13 protein-coding genes and 1 pseudogene are annotated in these 17,237 nt (G+C 57.0%); 4 read left to right on the top strand and 10 right to left on the bottom strand.

Annotated features, from left to right (window positions below; all coding sequences use genetic code 11):
- Positions 1-43: 43 nt before the first annotated feature.
- The 10 genes from GS611_RS12600 to GS611_RS12645 all read right to left on the bottom strand — a co-directional run bounded on the left by GS611_RS12600 (position 44) and on the right by GS611_RS12645 (position 12,679).
- Positions 44-2,008, bottom strand: coding sequence for a beta-galactosidase (locus GS611_RS12600; RefSeq protein WP_171636126.1), 1,965 nt, complete (start codon positions 2,006-2,008; stop codon positions 44-46).
- Complete coding sequence (locus tag GS611_RS12605) at positions 2,005-3,651, bottom strand: amino acid ABC transporter permease (RefSeq protein ID WP_171636128.1); 1,647 nt, start codon at positions 3,649-3,651, stop codon at positions 2,005-2,007. Before GS611_RS12605 ends, GS611_RS12600 begins: the two co-directional genes overlap by 4 nt.
- A 64-nt stretch (positions 3,652-3,715) precedes the next feature.
- The gene (locus GS611_RS12610) at positions 3,716-4,465 is read right to left on the bottom strand and encodes a basic amino acid ABC transporter substrate-binding protein (protein ID WP_171636130.1); all 750 of its coding nucleotides are present in this window, start codon (positions 4,463-4,465) and stop codon (positions 3,716-3,718) included.
- Positions 4,466-4,487: 22 nt separating this feature from the next.
- The gene (locus GS611_RS12615) at positions 4,488-5,534 is read right to left on the bottom strand and encodes a LacI family DNA-binding transcriptional regulator (protein ID WP_171636132.1); all 1,047 of its coding nucleotides are present in this window, start codon (positions 5,532-5,534) and stop codon (positions 4,488-4,490) included.
- Positions 5,534-6,283, bottom strand: a complete 750-nt coding sequence (locus GS611_RS12620) for a sugar phosphate isomerase/epimerase (RefSeq protein WP_171636134.1) — start codon at positions 6,281-6,283, stop codon at positions 5,534-5,536. The genes GS611_RS12615 and GS611_RS12620 overlap by 1 nt, the downstream gene beginning before the upstream one ends.
- Before the next feature lie 71 nt (positions 6,284-6,354).
- A complete protein-coding gene (locus GS611_RS12625; protein ID WP_171636136.1) occupies positions 6,355-7,437 on the bottom strand; it encodes an ABC transporter ATP-binding protein in 1,083 nt (360 codons plus the stop codon).
- Positions 7,438-7,440: 3 nt separating this feature from the next.
- Complete coding sequence (locus GS611_RS12630; RefSeq protein ID WP_171636138.1) at positions 7,441-9,096, bottom strand: alpha-amylase family glycosyl hydrolase; 1,656 nt, start codon at positions 9,094-9,096, stop codon at positions 7,441-7,443.
- 9 nt (positions 9,097-9,105) lie between these two features.
- Positions 9,106-10,254 carry a carbohydrate ABC transporter permease gene (locus GS611_RS12635; protein WP_171636140.1) on the bottom strand — a complete coding sequence of 383 codons (1,149 nt, stop codon included), beginning with the start codon at positions 10,252-10,254 and terminating at the stop codon, positions 9,106-9,108.
- Between the two features lie 3 nt (positions 10,255-10,257).
- Positions 10,258-11,265 carry a carbohydrate ABC transporter permease gene (locus GS611_RS12640; protein WP_171636142.1) on the bottom strand — a complete coding sequence of 336 codons (1,008 nt, stop codon included), beginning with the start codon at positions 11,263-11,265 and terminating at the stop codon, positions 10,258-10,260.
- 55 nt (positions 11,266-11,320) lie between these two features.
- On the bottom strand, positions 11,321-12,679 hold the full coding sequence (locus tag GS611_RS12645) for an ABC transporter substrate-binding protein (protein ID WP_171636144.1): 1,359 nt from the start codon (positions 12,677-12,679) through the stop codon (positions 11,321-11,323).
- 220 nt (positions 12,680-12,899) lie between these two features.
- Between GS611_RS12645 and GS611_RS12650 the strand changes: the two genes are divergently transcribed.
- The 4 genes and pseudogenes from GS611_RS12650 to GS611_RS12660 all read left to right on the top strand — a co-directional run bounded on the left by GS611_RS12650 (position 12,900) and on the right by GS611_RS12660 (position 17,228).
- A complete protein-coding gene (locus tag GS611_RS12650) occupies positions 12,900-13,937 on the top strand; it encodes a LacI family DNA-binding transcriptional regulator (RefSeq protein WP_171636146.1) in 1,038 nt (345 codons plus the stop codon).
- Positions 13,934-15,235 (top strand): annotated as a pseudogene (locus GS611_RS21165) (GH1 family beta-glucosidase); the annotation flags it as partial. The gene GS611_RS12650 and the pseudogene GS611_RS21165, both read left to right, overlap by 4 nt.
- The gene (locus tag GS611_RS21170) at positions 15,212-16,270 is read left to right on the top strand and encodes an ROK family protein (protein WP_245218070.1); all 1,059 of its coding nucleotides are present in this window, start codon (positions 15,212-15,214) and stop codon (positions 16,268-16,270) included. The pseudogene GS611_RS21165 and the gene GS611_RS21170, both read left to right, overlap by 24 nt.
- A 31-nt stretch (positions 16,271-16,301) precedes the next feature.
- Positions 16,302-17,228, top strand: a complete 927-nt coding sequence (locus GS611_RS12660; protein ID WP_171636150.1) for a carbohydrate kinase — start codon at positions 16,302-16,304, stop codon at positions 17,226-17,228.
- Positions 17,229-17,237: the final 9 nt, after the last annotated feature.

Consider the following 17,237-nt stretch of genomic DNA (forward strand, 5'->3'; position numbering starts at 1 on the left):
TCCAGTTTTTGTTTTTGACACGTTTTGGTTGAATCTCAGGGCGTTAGTTTACCTGCCAGACTGTGAATTCGTGCGCGCCGACCGGATCAGAGCCGATCAAAATTCGTCGTGATCCACCACCAGGCAGGGGTTTGGACATGTCACCAAAATTGAAGGCAAAATGCAACGTACCGAAGCGGGTTACACGTAAGTCTGGATAGCAGTCCAGAGGCTTCAGCCCTGCCCATTCCAAGACATCGCGCATAATCTCGTGCAAGAGCGCACCGCAGGGCACCATGGCCAGATATGTCGCACGATCCGACCGGACAACCGCTGGGCTGGCGTCGCAATAGGCACTTTTGAAGCGCGCCAGGACATTTGCCTCGGTCTCGATGATTTCGCGCCAACCGGCAAAGTCAAAAAGCTGACCGTTCTGCAACAGCACGGATTCTCTTGCAATATCCGGCAGCGATTCGACACGGACGACACGGACGCCGGTCAGATCCGCCAACGCACCCGGCGCCAGATTCGAAGGCGTCTGCATTTGAGCCGTCTTGCTGCCGGACCGGGCACCAATCAAAAGCTTTGCCCCCGAAGCCTCAAGTCTTGCGGCCAGATCCGGGGTCACGATCATGCTTTGCGGCAGCACGATCAGGGCGTAACCTTCCAAACCATCCTGGGGACCCACAAAATCAATGTCCACCCCCAGACTGCGCACGGCAGTGTACCATTCACGGAAGATATGGGAATTGGGGAAGTCATCATCATGCGGCAGAATATCGGCCGCCCAGATCGAAGCGTAATCCAGCATCATCGCCACCGAGGCTTTTCCGCGCGTCGTCGGCGGAAGCTTTTCACGATCCTTCACAATTTGAGCCAGTTCGAGCGCGGCTTGATCCACACTGCCATCCGAGCGCAGCAAGGCTGTATGGTATTGTTCCTGCGCGAATTTTGCCTGTCGCCATCGAAAGAACATCACAGCTTGCGCGCCGTGTGCATATGCGGCCCAGGTCCAAAGCCGAACCATCCCTTCGGCTGGGGAAGGGTTTTGTGCCGCCCAGTCCACCGGCCCCGGCTGCTGTTCCAACACCCATACCCGCCCCCGCCCCTGACTGCGATACAGGTCACAATGAAATCCCTGATAATCAGGCGCGCCGGTTCGCAGATAACGGCGCTTTTCCTTCTCTGACAGGGTTGAGCCCATCAGATTACCCAGCGGGTAGCTGTCAAAGCCGACGATATCCAGATCGGCGGCCACTGCGTGGTGATCGAATTCGAAACTGCCGGCCATGAAGTTGTGCGTGATATCTCGACCCGGCGCATGTTCGCGCAGCACGTCCACCTGTGTCTTGTTGAACAACCGCACTCGGTCCGAGGAATAGCGCCTGAAATCAAGGGCATGGGTGGGGTTGGGTGTAGCGACCAGACCATTGGGCAGTTCAATCTGGTCAAAGCCGGAATAAAGGCTCCCCCAGAACACAGTCCCCCAGGCCTCGTTCAATGCGTCAATTGTGCCGTATCGTTTTGCCAGCCAGCGCCGAAAGCCCGCCTGGGCAGCATTAGAATAGCTGAGAACGGTGTCGTGGTCATTGTACTCATTGTCGATCTGCCAGGCATGGACATGCGGGTTCTGGCCATACCTGGCGGCATATTCCGTGGCGATCCTTTGCGCCTCGGCCAGGTACACGTCACTGGAAAAACAATAATGTCTGCGGGAACCATAGCCCCTGACCCGGCCGTCCGGGCCAACCGGCAGAATTTCGGGGTGCTCATCAATCAGCCATTTGGGAGGCGCAGCCGTTGGAGTCGACATCATGACCCGCAGGCCGGCCCGCCCCAGAATCTCGATGACGTCATCCAACCAGTCCCAATGAAACCGGCCGCGTTCCGGTTCAATCAGACCCCAGGTGAACTCGGCGATTCGAACCCAATCCAAACCCATCTCGACCATCCGCGCGGCGTCACTGCGCCACTGGGACGGGTCCCATTGTTCGGGGTAGTAGCAAACCCCAAGCTCCAGTTTGCTCATCGGTTGTCCTTTGCCGTGCGCCGTTCGATCCATTTCAGGAAGCTTGCGCAACAGAGGGTGAGTACCACATACAGAATTGCTGCCGTATTGAACGGCGCAAAGGGCAGAAAGCTTGCTGCCTGAAACTCTCGCATCCTTTGGGTCATGTCGCGGACGGACAGGATGGACAGCAACGAGGTATCCTTGATCATCGCGATGAATTCGTTGCCCAATGGCGGGGTGACGATCCGCAGGGCTTGCGGCAGAACGATCAGCCGCGCCGTCTGCCAGCGCGACAAGCCCAGCGAACTGCCTGCTTCCAGTTGCCCTTTCGGGATGGCCTCGATCCCAGATCGGAATATTTCCGCCATATAGGCCGAATACCCGACCGAAATCGCGATGATCCCGCGTGTCATGTTGGTCATATCAATGCCGCCCCCCGTGGCATCCTTGACCGCGCCCGCCAAGGGCAGGCCAATGTAAAGAATGATCACCAACATCGGAATGCCGCGTATCGTGTCCACGAAAAATTCGGCCCCGACCGCCAAGGGATGCAGCTTGTGCTGTGCGCCGCCAATGGTCAGCGTCAGCAGCAGAAAGCCGAAAACAGCAAAAGCCAGAGCGGGATTCCGGTATTTGTCAGGCAAGAAACTGGTCTGCCACAGAACTGGATAGCCTTGTGAATGAGCATCCACGGGAACAAACGCTCCGGAAACGCTGTCGACGGTTTCAATCTGCTCCAGGGCGGCCGCTGCATCAGTGGCGCTGCGTATGCGGTATTGTTGTTCGCCGGCACCGTCGAACTCTCCAAACCGGATGATGTCAGCCTGCGCCTGTGGTGTGCCGCGCACAATGGCAATGCGCCCTTCGGTGCTTCCGACCAGAACGTAACTGACCTGCGGCTGCATGAAGAAAAAGGCTGATATCGCAAGCAATGACAGGCTGATGGAACCATACAGAATCGTGGTGCGCGCCCGTGGTTTGAACGATTGCAGCCCCACCCAGATCAAGCCCAGAATGGCCGAGAAGATATAGGCGAAGATGGCTGCGCGAAACGTAATGGCAACGCCCGTCGCGAACTGCCAGTGGGCCATGAACATCAGATAGAACAAAACCGCACCTGTAAGGCATTCCAGCCCCAAAAGAACGCGCCCGCGCCAAGGGGGTTGCAACCGCACCGACAGCAGGCTCAAGGCGACAACAGCTGTGTATGCGGCCAGAAGAACTTGCAGTCCTGTTTGAATCTGGGTCACGACTTCGGGATACAACACCCACGTCTGACTGGACCGGTCGATCAGGGTTGATGTGTTCTCGCTGAGCGCATGAAAGAAAACGGATTCCGCGAAGGGCATCAAAAGCTGTGGAGATAAAAAGCTTATGACCAAAAGCGCAATTGACGCGGGCAGCGCCGCAAGGGCCGAAGCGCGCAACCAGCCGGGGGCGTGATTGGCAAAACGTGCATACCGGGCGCAGAGATATCCAAGGATTGCAACCGAGACGATCAGCAGAAAGCCGACGAAAATCGGCCCTGCATTGTTGCCGATCCCCAGAATTGCAATCAGAGATCGCAGATATTTCGAGGACGTGGCGAACAGATAGACGATGAAGGGAGCGGCTGCGAGCAATACAAGATTGCTCGGGCGGATCGTGCTGAGACGCGACATGGAACTTCTCCGCTGAAACATGGCCCGGCAACGACTGCCGCCGGGCCCAGAAGGGCTTGGAGGATCAGTTTGTGCCCCAGTATTTGGCCTTCAGCGCGTCCAGCGTTCCGTCTTCCTGAATGGCGGCAAGACCGGCATTGATTGCATCCACCGTCGGGTCACCTTCCTGAAACACGATTCCCAATGGATCGGATTGCAGGCCTGTGATGCCTACGGTCAGTTCTCCGGCAAACTCCTGCTCGTAGGCCGCGGCAGAGGTGCCATCGATGATCACCCCTTGCACGTCTGCGTTCTGAAGCGCCAGAATAGCCGCCGAGAAATTGTCGTAGAGGCTGACATTCTCGCGCCCTACAAGCTCTTCCGCCAGTTGGGCGTTGGTCGTCGCGGTTTGTGCCGCCAGTTTCTGGCCACCCGCTTTGAAATCCTCAAGCGTCAAATCCGCGTTGTCGACTTGCATTAAAATGGCCTGACTGACAACGATGTACGGTTCGGAAAAGTCCATAGTTTCTTCACGTTCGGGCGTGATCGATACGCCCGAGATGACCAGGTCGAACTCACCCTGTTGAAGCGCCGCAAAGATGCCATCCCAGGCGGTGTTTACGAAATTCGGAACGCAATTGATCTTTTCACAGATTGCATTCATCACATCGACATCAAAGCCTACGATTTCGCCAGTTGTTTCGTCGACGGTTTCCATCGGGGGATAGGTCGCATCCGTTCCGATCTTGAGAACGCGACCTTCCAGATCGGCGGCAAAGGCCGCAGGCGCTGTCAGCATTGCAAGCGTTGCAACGGCAAATAGGTTTTTGAACATGTTCGGTTTCTCCTCTGTTGGCTCAGTTGGTCTGCGCCATACCCGGCGCCGGGGTGTCAGGTTGCCGCTCGATCAATGTGGCCCTGATCTTTTTTTGCGTTTCCGACGGATCAACGCCGTCCAGTGTTTTTAGCATGTATTCACCCAGCAGGCGGCTGGTCTCGCCGATTGGCAAATAATAGGTGCTGGGCGGGGGGACGAAATACTGGCTGAGTTTCAGATCGTCGTTTGAAATGACGACGACATCCCTGCCGACCTGAACGCCCATATCGGCGGCGGCGGACAATGCGCCAAGGGTCATCGCCTCGTTGGCGCAAATGATGGCGCTTGGCCGGTTGTGCATTCGCATGAGCGACGCAAAGGCCCTTTGCCCGGTCTTCGCCGTGGTCGGGCCGGGAAGAACAAGGGCCGGGTCAAACTCCATGCCACCTGCCGACAAAGCATCAGAGTATCCCTGAAGTCGTTGACGGGCATAGATCAGGTCATCCGGCGGGTTGATAAGCGCTATCCGTTTGTGCCCCAATGCCAGCAGCCGGGCCGTTGCATCAAAAGCCGCAGCCTGACTGTCGAGATCCACGTAAGGATGTGGTTGGGCACTGTCACTCATCCCGTATGTGACAAACGGAAATCCCTCATCTTGCAGAAAGGCGATACGCGGGTCATGCACCCGAGTTCCCGAAAAGATCACGCCGTCTGCCAACCCTTCCTGTACAATGGAATGCAGGGTCTGCAATGCGGCTTCAACATCTCGTACACTGAAGACACTCAACTCATAGCGTGACCCTTGAACCGCGTCGGATATTCCGGCCAGGATCCGGGTGAACTCCACACCCTCCCACTCTTCAGCGGCACTGCCCGAAACGCTGACCAATACCGCAATCCTGTAGGATTTATTGGTGCGCAGCTTCAGGCCGTCCAGATTGACCCGATACCCAAGCTCGGACGCCGCCTTTTGGATCTCTTCCCGCGTTTCCCGTTTAACCGACGAAGCGCCGCGCAGGGCGTTTGAAACCGTGCCTACTGAATAGCCTGTCATACGGGCGATCGATTTGATCGTTGCCCGCGCCATCAGCCGATACCCCCAAGCCGTTCAGTCAAAAACAACCGCCCCATTTGCAAGGTGCGCCTGTGATCGGCGGTTTCATCATGCTCGACGAAAAGGTCGGTGCACTTGGTGCTTGAAAGGGCTCGTATCGTGGCGTCCCAATCGACAACACCCTCACCCGGATTGCGCCAGCGCCTGTCGCCTGATCCGCCCTGCGGATCCACGTCCTTTGCATGAACCGACAGGATGCGATCCGCATGGCGCACCAGCAGGTCAGCCACGTCCTGACCGGCCGCGACAATCCAACCGATATCGGGCTGCCAATAGATGTTTTCTTGCGCCAGAATCAGTTCAAGAGGTGTTTTTCCCGGCGCGCCGAACAGATCAAAGTCGTGGTTGTGATAGGCCAAACTGACGCCGTGATCTCCAAGTTGATCTGCCCAATCGGACAACTGGCCCGACACTGCCTTCCATCCCTCGACAGTGCCGGGCCGCGCCTGTGGCGCCAGCCAAGGCATGACCGCCACCTGGCATTCCAAAAGGTGCAGTACTTCAACGATCTCGTCGAAACGCTCGTGGAACTCCTCCCAATCAAAATGTGCAGAACGAAGGTTAAGACCTGATTGATGGACGATGCGTGCCATCTCTTGCGGTGTCATGTCATGCAGACCGGTAGTTTCGATATCCGAAAACCCGCAAGCGGAAACCAACTTCAGTTGGTCCGAGAGGTCACCGTATTGCCGAACCGTGTAAAGCTGCGCCGATACCCGCATTTTTCACCATTGAAACGTTTCAATTATGGTGAAACACAAAACGCAATTCTGTCAAGAACTGCGTTTCGCTGCTATTTGCGCATGGACAATCCATTGTGGAACAGATGCACCTTGTCCGGTGAGGCCGTGACCGAGACCGTCTGGCCGCGCAGGTTCCGCTGAACCCCCGGAAGCTTTGCAATGACTGCATCCGCACCATCGGTTTTCTCAAAATACAGCAGCGTGACTTCGCCCAGGGCTTCGGTGAAATCCACCTTGCCGGACAGAATCGCGGAGTCTTCCGTCATCGCCAAATCTTCGGGGCGCACCCCGATATTGACCTTTTTCCCCAGGTCACTGTCTTCGGTTGGAACCGCGGATCTTGCAATCCCGCCTGATGACAGTTCAACGGTGGTCGTTTCGCCGGTTCCGGTGATTGTGCCGGACAGCAGGTTCATGGAAGGTGAACCGATGAACTGCGCAACAAACTCGTTGTCAGGCGCCTCATACAGTTCAAGCGGTGTCCCGACCTGCGCGATGCCCTTGTTGGCCAATACCACGATCCGACTGGCCAGTGTCATCGCCTCGACCTGATCGTGGGTCACGTAGATCATGGTGCTGTCAGGCATGGCCTCTTTCAGACGCGCGATCTCGATCCGCGTGGCCACCCGAAGTGCCGCGTCGAGGTTCGAGAGGGGTTCGTCGAACAGATACACCTTTGGGTCACGTACGATCGCGCGCCCGATGGCAACGCGTTGACGCTGCCCCCCGGAAAGAGCTTTTGGCAGGCGGTCCAGGAATGGTTCCAGCTGAAGGATTTGAGCGGCACGGTCCACGGCAGCATCAATCTCGGCCGTGGGCATCTTCGAGATTTTCAGGGCAAAGGCCATATTCTCGCGAACGGTCATGTGGGGATACAAAGCATAGCTTTGAAACACCATCGCGATGCCCCGCTGTGCAGGCGGAACATCGTTCATGACCTGCCCTTCGATTTCCAGCGTGCCGCCTGTAATCTTCTCCAACCCGGCAATCATCCGCAGCAGGGTGGACTTGCCGCATCCGGAAGGACCGACAAAAACGATCAGTTCGCCTTGTTCGATGTCGAGGTTGATGTTCTTCAAAACATCGACAGGGCCATAGGACTTGGCGACGTCCGTGAGGTTGAGTTCAGACATGCTTTATCCCTTTTTCCTGTACATCAGGATGAACTGCGCCGCGTTCAGGACAACGTTGCCGCTTCCTTCGACACCGCCGAGGTCCTGACCCATGACCTGCCAACTGCCTTCGGGCGGCTTGAACGCGGTAGAATTCGCGCCCAGATTGAACGCGCAAAATATCTGCTCATGCGAATCGTCACGCATAAAAGACAGAATCGAACCCGTTTCCTTCATGCCGGTCTGCGCCCCCGTTGCCAAAGCAGGATGCGCATGTCGCAAGGCAATGGCGCGACGGTAGTGGTTCAACATCGATCCTGGATCCGCCTCCAATCGGTCCACCGCCTGCCCGGCCTGCTGTGCGCTTACCGGCAGCCAGGGCTCTGCTGTGCTGAAACCCGATTGTTCATCTTGTGCCGCCCAAACCATCGGTGTGCGGCAGCCATCGCGGCCCTTGTATTCGGGCCAGAACTCGATGCCGTAGGGGTCTTGCAGTTTCTCGAACGGCACATCCGCTTCGTGCAGGCCCAGTTCTTCGCCCTGATAAAGGCAGGCAGAGCCGCGCAGGCACATCATGAGAACCGCGTGCTGGCGGGTTGCGGCGTCATCCAGATTCCAGCGCGAGACGTGACGCTGCACGTCGTGGTTGGAAAATGCCCAACATGGCCATGCGTCACCTGCCTTCGCTTCCAACTGGTCGAAAACGTGCTTGGTGTAAGTGGCCGTCAATGCACGTTTTTCCAGGAACTCGAAGGCATAGCACATGTGCATCCGCTTATCCCCGGATGTGTATTCGCCCATGATCTCGAGCCCACGCTGCGCATCTCCGACCTCGCCCAGACAAGCCCGGCCTTCATATTCGTCCGTCAAGGCCCGCAGTCTTTCGAGGAAGGCGATGTTCTCGGGCTGGCTTTTTGAAAACAGGTGGTCCTGATGGTTGTAGGGGTTCACGGCCGGTGCGATCGTGGCGTTGCGTTGATCCATCGGCAGCGCAGGATTGTCGCGCAGCGCCTTGTCGTGGAAATAGAAATTGATGGTATCCAGCCGAAAGCCATCCACTCCCAGATCAAGCCAGAACCGCGCCACGTCCAGCAACGCATCCTGAACATCCGGGCAGTGGAAATTCAGATCCGGCTGCGATGTCAGGAAGTTGTGCAGATAATATTGCAGCCGTCGGGCATCCCATTGCCAGGCCGAGCCGCCGAAGATCGAAAGCCAGTTGTTTGGTGGCGTGCCATCCGGCTTGGGGTCAGCCCACACATACCAATCGGATTTCGGGTTTTCACGGCTGCTGCGGCTTTCGCTGAACCAAGGGTGCTGGTCCGACGTGTGCGACAGAACCAGATCGATCATGATCTTCAACCCTTTGGCATGCGCCTGATCCAGAAGCTCTTTGAAGTCCTCAAGCGTTCCGAACATGGGGTCGACGTCGCGATAATCGCTGACGTCGTAACCAAAATCCTTCATCGGCGATTTGAAAAACGGCGAGATCCAGATTGCATCAACGCCCAGCGAGGCGATGTAATCCAGTCGCGCAGTGATGCCCTTCAAATCACCGATCCCATCCCCGTTGCTGTCCTGAAAACTGCGTGGGTAGATCTGATAGATCACACCACCGCGCCACCAGTCCGAAGACAGTTTCGTTGCTTTGCATTGTTCAGGGTTGTTCTGCACGTTCATCAGACGCCTCTATTTGACAGATCCGGCCAGCAGGCCCCGGACCAGGTATTTTTGCATTGCGAAGAAGACGACCAGCGGCACGAAGATCGAGACAAAGGCAGCGGTCGCAAGGATTTCCCAATTGCCGCCACGTGTACCCAGCAGTTCGACGATGCGGTTCGTCATCACGGTTGTCTGGCCGGTCGCGTCGATCAGGAAAACCTTGGCAACAAGCAGGTCATTCCATGTCCACAGGAACTGGAAAATCGCGAAAGACGCCAGCGCCGGGAAGCTGAGTGGCAGGATCAGTTTGGTAAAGATCTGAAACTCTGTGGCGCCATCGACGCGGGCGTTTTCGATCAGATCACGCGGCAATCCGGCCATGTAGTTGCGCAGCAGGTAAATCGCCAGGGGCATCCCAAACCCTGTATGCGCAAGCCAGACTCCCAGATAGCCTTTGCCGATCCCGATATTGAGGTGAAATTTCAGCAACGGGATCAAGGCCAATTGAAGCGGAACGACCAAAAGGCCAACAACGGCCGCAATCAGCAGGGCGCGCCCGGGAAACTCCATCCACGCCAGCGCATAAGCCGCAAAGGCGGCAACCAGAATCGGGATGATTGTTGCAGGGATGGTCACCGTCAGCGTGTTGAAGAACGCCTTGGCCATGCTGTCCGTACTGCTTTGATCCAGAAGAACCTTTCGGTAGTTTTCCAAAGTGAACTCGGGTGGCAGTTCCGCTGTTACGAAGATGCGCGCACCACGTTTCCCGGTGAATTCCTCGGTGTTTTCCATACGATAGTTGCCCGCCGCATCCACCGTGATCGTACCACCTCGGCGCAACTCGGCTGTTTGGCCCGGTTCAAATGCATCAACCTCGCGCGAACTGATCCCCCATCTGGAAATCGTTGCTTGCTCATCTTCGCCGAACAACGCCCCCTGAATGACATACAGTCCGTTTTCCAGCACCTGCGTCTCGGGCGCGGCACTGCGAAGCGTCAGGTTTTGTTCAGAGGGAAACAGCGACCGCCACCAGCCGCTGGACGAAATCTGATCTGCCGTCCGAAAGGATGAAATCAGCAAGCCAAGCGTAGGAATGACCCAAAGAGCCACCAGGAAGATGACTGACAGATGCACCACCCATCTGAGCGCGGGTTTGGTTCCGGCGATATCGCTCATGGCTTACTCCATCTCCTTGCGCGCGTTGCGCACGTTCCAGACGAGGATCGGCATAACAAGCAACATGATCACCATGGCCGAGGCGGATCCGACGCCCCAGTCATTGGCCCGGAAAAGCTTGTCGTACATGTAGTTTGCCAGCACCTGCGTCTCCCACTGGCCGTTCGTCATGGCAAAGACGATGTCGAACACTTTGAGAACGGTGATCGTGATCGTCGTCCAAACGACAAGGATCGTGGTTTTGATCTGCGGTACCTTGATCTTGAAGAAGATCTGAAAGGGATTGGCCCCATCCAAAATGGCTGCCTCGATGGTTTCTTCGGGAATACCGCGCAAGGCCGCCGACAGGATGACCATCGCGAAACCCGTCTGTATCCAGATCAGGACAACCATCAGAAAGAAACTGTTCCAGAAGGGGATTGTTAACCAAGTGTTGGGCTCGGTTCCGCCGAAGAAGATGTACAGCGCGTTCAGGATGCCTATCTGGTCCTGTTCCGCTGGTCGCGCATCATAAACCAGTTTCCAGATCACCGATGCACCAACAAATGAAATGGCCATCGGCATGAAAATCAGGGATTTGGCAAAGTTGCCCCAGCGGATGCGGTCGGTCAGTTGCGCCACGAGAAGACCAAAAGCCGTTGACATGGCCGGCACGACGATCAGCCAGAACATGTTGTTGCGCATGGCTTCCCAAAACTTCGGCTCCGCCGCCATTTGGGTATAGTTGTCCAGGCCAACCCAACGGTATCCGCCACCGGGCACGCGTTCCGTAAGCGAAAGGCGCAAGGTTTCAACCACCGGATACGCCAGATACAGCCCCAATGCAGCAAGCGCCGGGAACAGGAACAACCACGGGCGGATCAAGTTCGCACGGTTGATGTTTCGGCTCGCCTTTGGCCCGCGCGGCGGAAACAGGACTTTGTCCAGAAACTGGTTGGAAAGATAGAAGTAGCCCACGCAACCCGACACGCCGATGGCGATCGTCAGCAGGCCTTGTAATGCGGGTGTCATGATACGCCCATCCGTTTGGCAAACGGGGCGGCCTCAGGACCGCCCCATGAGTTGGTCACTTGATTGCGTCCCAGGACGCCTGGATTTCACGTGCCACGGTGGCTGCGTCTTTTGCACCCGACGAGTAATCGACCATCCCGGTCCAGAACGTACCTGCCCCGACCGCACCGGGCATCAGGTCGGACCCGTCAAAGCGGAAGGTCGTTGCGTTGGTCAGAATTTCACCCTGTCCCCGCTGTGAATCATTCGAATAGTTCGCCGGGTCCGCACCCAGATGTGGCGTCAGGAAACCGTCCTGCGACATCATGATCTCATGGGCGAAAGGTGTCTTGAGGAACTCCAGAAAGGCTTCGGCTGCGGGGTTTGGGTTGGTGATTGTGAACAATGTCCCTGCCCCAAGCACCGGTGTCCCCAGGTCTTTTTCGGCGTAAGCCGGGAAGTAGAAGAAATCAGCATCCACCCCCAATTCGGTGCCTTCCGGAAAATAGGCGGGAATAAACGAAGCCTGACGATGCATCATGCAAGCGGGCGGGCTATCGAAAAGACCTTTGGGGCTGTCACGGAAATCGATTGCCGCTGTGTCGTCTGCGTCACCTACCACATAGTCGTCATTGCGGGTAAAGCTGCCATATTCCTCAATCGCGGCTATGACGCGGGGATCATCGAACTTCATTTCGTTCGACACCCATTGGTCATAGACTTCAGGTGGTTGCGTACGCAGCATAAGATCCTCGACCCAGTCCGTCGCAGGCCAACCCGTTGCGCCGCCCGAGGCCAGACCGACGCACAAAGGCGTCTCGCCGTCCTCGACCATCTGATCCATCAGAGCCTTGAATTCTTCCATGGTTTCGGGCACTTCATACCCAAAGTCTTCGAAGTTTTCGGGCACGTACCAAACCAGCGATTTGACGTTCACATTGAAGAAGAACCCGTAAAAATCGTCAGACCCTTCCGCGTTCTCAAACGTGCCCAGATCGACCCAGGATTGTCCCGCGGCGAAGTTTTCCTTGATCCAGTCCTCAGTGCCTTCGGCCAATGGCGTCAGATAGCCCTGTTTTGCGAGGTTTGCCGCCAAACCAGGCTGCGGGAAAACAGTCAGATTCGGCGCCGAGCCTGCGGCCGCATCAATCAGGATCTGCTGTTCCAGAGAATCCGAACCCACATAGCTGGAATTCGCGCCTGTTGCCTCATCGAAATAGGCCACGAGGTTTTCGAAGGACTTGCCCTCGCCAGCCAGCCAGGGGCCGAAAATGGTCAGGCTTTCGCCGGACAGATCATTCGCTTCGGCAAAGGCCTGAAACCCATCCCAGTCAAAACTGCCCTCGCCGACGACGTGGATCATCTCACCTTCTGCCTGAACTGATCCGGCCATCAGGGCGAGTGCCGCCGCGCCTGCGTAAAGCCCGTGTTTCATCAAATCCTCCTCCCAAGCTTTCATGTACTCAAAGACTCGCTTTCAAAGCGCTTTGGATGACGTGTGTTATCCGCTAACATCGGCACCCTGTCAATATTTTGCTTCCCAGCGCCAAAATAATTTATATTTTTTGCTTTTAACACAAAACAAGTTGACGGATGCCATATTTGCTCACAAAACAAAAAAGAGCCACTCAATTTAAGGCGCTTTGAATCGTAAAATGAACCTGAAGCAGCTCTCGGAAGTTCTGGGCCTTTCGCAAACTACGGTCAGCCGGGCGCTGAACGGGTACCCCGAAGTGAGCGAGGACACACGTGCGCGCGTTCTAGCCGCGGCACGCAAACACGGGTACCGGCCGAACAGTCGCGCCAAAGGGCTTGCGACCGGACGATCGATGGTGATCGGCCACGTCATTCCCAGCTCGTCCCGGCATGAAATGGTCAACCCGATCTTCGGAGATTTCGTCGCCGGCGCCGCAAAGAAATACGCTGAACATGGCTATGACATGATGTTCACCAATGCCGACGACACTTCGATTGAAGAAGCGTATCGGAGTCTTTTTAAACGCGGCGCGGTGGACGGAGTCGTGCTGCAAGGCCCCAAAGTAAACGAACCACGGATCGAAGTCCTGACCCGCATGGGCGTCCCATTCATCGTGCACGGACGCTCGACCGGCGTCGACGCTCAGTATGACTGGATCGACGTGAACAACAAAAGTTCGTTCATGCGCGCCACGCGCTTTCTGATTGACCTTGGCCATCGCCGTATCGCTCTGATCAACGGTCTGGAAGATATGGATTTTGCCCAACGCCGCCGCGACGGATATCTTGAGGCGCTTGGTCAGGCCGGGCTTGCGCCCGATGCAAATCTGATGCGCAGCGCTGAAATGACAGAGGTTTACGGCCATCACGAAACGCAGAACATGTTGCGCCTCGATTCCCCTCCGACCGCTATTTTGTGTTCATCGATGATCTCTGCCATCGGCGTACGGCGTGCGCTGTCCGAAAACGGGCTTGAGATGGGTAGGGATGTGTCAGTGATCGCCCATGACGACGACCTGTCCTATTTGAAGAACGGGCAGGATGTTCCGATTTTCACGGCAACACGCTCATCCGTCCGTCAGGCGGGTGAAATGGCGGCTGACATGTTGATCCAGCGCATCAAATCCCCGAATGATCCCGTCAAAACCAGGCTGCTGGAGGCCGAGCTGGTCGTTGGTAGGTCAACCGGCCCTGCACCCAACAGGGTGCAACCATGAAATACGCACGCGCTGACTTTCCCAAAGATTTTCTCTTTGGTGTTGCCACTTCTGCGTACCAGATTGAAGGCCACGCACAGGGCGGGGCGGGGCGAACTCATTGGGATACCTTTGCGGCGTCGCCAGGCAACGTGGTGCGCGGGGAAAACGGAGACGTCGCATGCGATCACCTGAACCGGTTCGAGCAGGATTTCGATCTGGTGCGCGAGGCCGGGTTTGACTGTTATCGTTTTTCAACCAGCTGGGCACGCGTACTGCCCGACGGGCGTGGTCAGGTCAATCAGGCAGGGTTGGATTATTATGACCGATTGGCGGACGCCCTGCTGGAGCGCGGTATCCGCCCCTGTGTGACGCTTTATCATTGGGAATTGCCGTCAGCGCTTGCGGATCAGGGGGGATGGTGCAATCGCGACATCGCGGATTGGTTCGCGGATTATACACAGGTCATCATGGGTCGGATCGGAGACCGGATGTTCAGTGCCGCGCCGATCAACGAACCCTGGTGCGTCAGTTGGCTGAGCCATTTTGAAGGCCACCATGCGCCCGGTCTGCGCGATATCCGCGCCGCGGCCCGGGCGATGCATCACGTTTTGTTGGCCCACGGGCGGGCCATTCAGACCATGCGCAGTCTTGGGATGAGCAATCTGGGTGCCGTGTTCAACCTCGAATGGTCCGAGCCCGCGGATGACAGCGCAGATGCGCGGCTTGCGGCAGATCGCTACGATGCGATCTACAACCGGTTCTTCCTTGGCGGTGTTTTCAACAAGGAATATCCCCAAATAGCCCTGGAGGGGTTGGAGTCGCACTTGCCCAAGGGCTGGCAGAACGACTTTGAAACCATCGGCACACAAGTCGATTGGTGCGGGTTGAACTACTATACCCGAAAGTTGATAGCCCCGGCGGACACCGCTTGGCCCAGCCTGCAAGAGGTTACCGGACCGTTACCCAAAACGCAGATGGGATGGGAAATCGATCCCTCTGCCCTAACCCGCTTTCTTGTCAGAGCAAGGAAAGACTATACGGGCGCCCTGCCAATCTATATCACCGAAAACGGTATGGCGAGTGAGGAGCGCGTGCAGGACGATGATCGTATCGATTATCTCGACAAGCACCTTGCGGCCGTACTGGACGCTTTGGCACAAGGTGTTCCGGTGGATGGCTATTTTGTCTGGTCGCTGCTGGACAATTATGAATGGGCCTTCGGGTACGAGAAGAGGTTTGGACTGGTGGACGTGGATTTCGAAACACTTGCGAGAACGCCCAAAGCGTCTTTCATGGCGCTGAAATCCGCCCTGTCCGGGGGTCAGAGTGTCTCTCAGCCGTTAGCGCAACCATTCGGTGCCGTGCATGAGCATTGGAACCTGGTTGCGGATATCGGCGGTACGAACACACGTCTGGGCGTTGTTACGAACGGAGAATTGGCAGATCTTCGGAAACACCCGACGGGGACATTGGAAGATCTGCTCGAGGCGTTCCATGACCTCAGGGACGAGATCGGAACCAACCCACAGGCCGTCGTAGCAGCCGGAGCCGGGCCGGTCAGGGACGGAACGATTCAGTTGACCAACGCGAACCTGGATCTTTCGGAAACCGAGCTGACGAAAGCAACAGGAGCAGAGCGCACTTTTGTCATAAATGATTTCACCGCTGCGGCGTGGTCAGTGGCCGAGGTGACCCGGTCGGATGTTGCGGTCTTGCAGGGTCAGGCGACGCCGCCCGCTGGCACACGGCTGGTTGTAGGGCCCGGAACCGGGCTTGGTGTTGGTGCTTTGCTTTTTTCCGAAGGCAGGTATCACACGGTCTCCGGCGAAGGCGGGCACGTCGGCCTGTACCCGCGCCATCGCGACGAAGTTGATATCTTTGAGGCGGCACGTCGCATCGCACCGGGCTGTTTCTTTGGCGACAGCCTGGCGCTTGAAGCAGAAATGTTCCTGAGCGGAACCGGCCTGCCGATCCTGTATCAGGCGGTTGAATTGGCAGCCGGTCAGGCGCGGACTCAGGCGCGCTCTGCAAAGGACATTCTGAACGATGCCCGCAACGGCACCGATCTGGTCGCCGAAAAAGCAGCGCAGATTTTTACCACCCATCTGGGTGCTTTGATGGGTGATCTGGCGGTCACCTTGATGCCAGAGGGAGGCGTTTTCCTCGTCGGCGGCGTTGCCGAGAAAAACCGCTGGCTATTCAGCGACAACTTCAAGGATGCGTTCAACGGCGGCGGCCGCTTCAGCGACTTGCGCCGCTCCCTGAACCTTTACGTGTCTGAACAGGCAGAGTTCGGGATCATCGGCGCAAACAACTTCTGCAAGAACGCGCTGAGACAGCAACCAGACTGACCGAATTCTCTGTACCAAGAAGGACCAAGACATGATCCTGTGCTGTGGTGAAGCGCTGATAGATATGATTTCAGAACCGACCGCGTCGGGCGCAATTGGTTTTGTACCACATACTGGTGGTGCAGTTCTGAACACTGCCGTCGCGATGGGACGTCTGGGTGTTCCGGTTGGGATGCTGACAGGTTTGTCATCGGACATGTTCGGCCAGCAACTGATCGATGCGCTGAAAGCGAGCCATGTGGACACGACACATGTCATCATCTCGGACCGCCCTACCACGCTTGCCTTTGTGCAGCTCTCGGATGGACACGCGTCTTACAGCTTTGTTGATGAAAACACCGCAGGCCGGATGTTGCTGCCCGAGGACATGCCCGATCAGCTTCCCGCTGTCTCTGCCCTGTATCTCGGCGGAATCAGCCTTGCGTGTGAACCTTGCGCAGATGCATATGCCGCCCTTCTGCACCGCCACGGTTCCGACCGTGCGGTGATGCTGGACCCGAATATTCGCCCGGATTTCATCAAGGATCAAACCCGGTTTCGGACGCGTTTGAACCGCATGATCTCGCGTGCGGATATCGTAAAGGTTTCAGACGAGGACCTGGATTGGATTATTCCGGGCGCTGAATCCGAAGCCGCGAAAGCGTCTGTGCTGTTGCAGGCGGGTCCTTCCATTGTCATCGTCACGCGTGGCAGCGACGGGGCGCACGGTTACCTGGCGGATGGTTCCGAAGTCTCGGTTCCCGTGAAGCCCGTTGAAGTGGTCGATACGATCGGCGCAGGTGACACGTTCAACGCCGGCGTTCTGACCGAGCTCAGCCGCGCAGGGCATCTGACCAAGTCAGGTCTGCGCGGATTGACGGTTGAAAGCCTGCAAGCAGCCATGGAACTGGGCGCTGACGTGGCGGCCGTGACCGTTTCCCGAGCCGGGGCAGAACCCCCCTGGGCGCACGAACTTTGATCTGTGGGA

The organism is Ruegeria sp. HKCCD6119, from assembly GCF_013110585.1.
GTDB lineage: Bacteria > Pseudomonadota > Alphaproteobacteria > Rhodobacterales > Rhodobacteraceae > Ruegeria.

Coding starts and splice junctions, on each gene's coding strand:
- GS611_RS12600 (WP_171636126.1), bottom strand. CDS start 2,008: ATGAGCAAACTGGAGCTTGGGGTTTGCTACTACCCCGAACAATGGGAC.
- GS611_RS12605 (WP_171636128.1), bottom strand. CDS start 3,651: ATGTCGCGTCTCAGCACGATCCGCCCGAGCAATCTTGTATTGCTCGCA.
- GS611_RS12610 (WP_171636130.1), bottom strand. CDS start 4,465: ATGTTCAAAAACCTATTTGCCGTTGCAACGCTTGCAATGCTGACAGCG.
- GS611_RS12615 (WP_171636132.1), bottom strand. CDS start 5,534: ATGGCGCGGGCAACGATCAAATCGATCGCCCGTATGACAGGCTATTCA.
- GS611_RS12620 (WP_171636134.1), bottom strand. CDS start 6,283: ATGCGGGTATCGGCGCAGCTTTACACGGTTCGGCAATACGGTGACCTC.
- GS611_RS12625 (WP_171636136.1), bottom strand. CDS start 7,437: ATGTCTGAACTCAACCTCACGGACGTCGCCAAGTCCTATGGCCCTGTC.
- GS611_RS12630 (WP_171636138.1), bottom strand. CDS start 9,096: ATGAACGTGCAGAACAACCCTGAACAATGCAAAGCAACGAAACTGTCT.
- GS611_RS12635 (WP_171636140.1), bottom strand. CDS start 10,254: ATGAGCGATATCGCCGGAACCAAACCCGCGCTCAGATGGGTGGTGCAT.
- GS611_RS12640 (WP_171636142.1), bottom strand. CDS start 11,265: ATGACACCCGCATTACAAGGCCTGCTGACGATCGCCATCGGCGTGTCG.
- GS611_RS12645 (WP_171636144.1), bottom strand. CDS start 12,679: ATGAAACACGGGCTTTACGCAGGCGCGGCGGCACTCGCCCTGATGGCC.
- GS611_RS12650 (WP_171636146.1), top strand. CDS start 12,900: ATGAACCTGAAGCAGCTCTCGGAAGTTCTGGGCCTTTCGCAAACTACG.
- GS611_RS21170 (WP_245218070.1), top strand. CDS start 15,212: ATGGCGCTGAAATCCGCCCTGTCCGGGGGTCAGAGTGTCTCTCAGCCG.
- GS611_RS12660 (WP_171636150.1), top strand. CDS start 16,302: ATGATCCTGTGCTGTGGTGAAGCGCTGATAGATATGATTTCAGAACCG.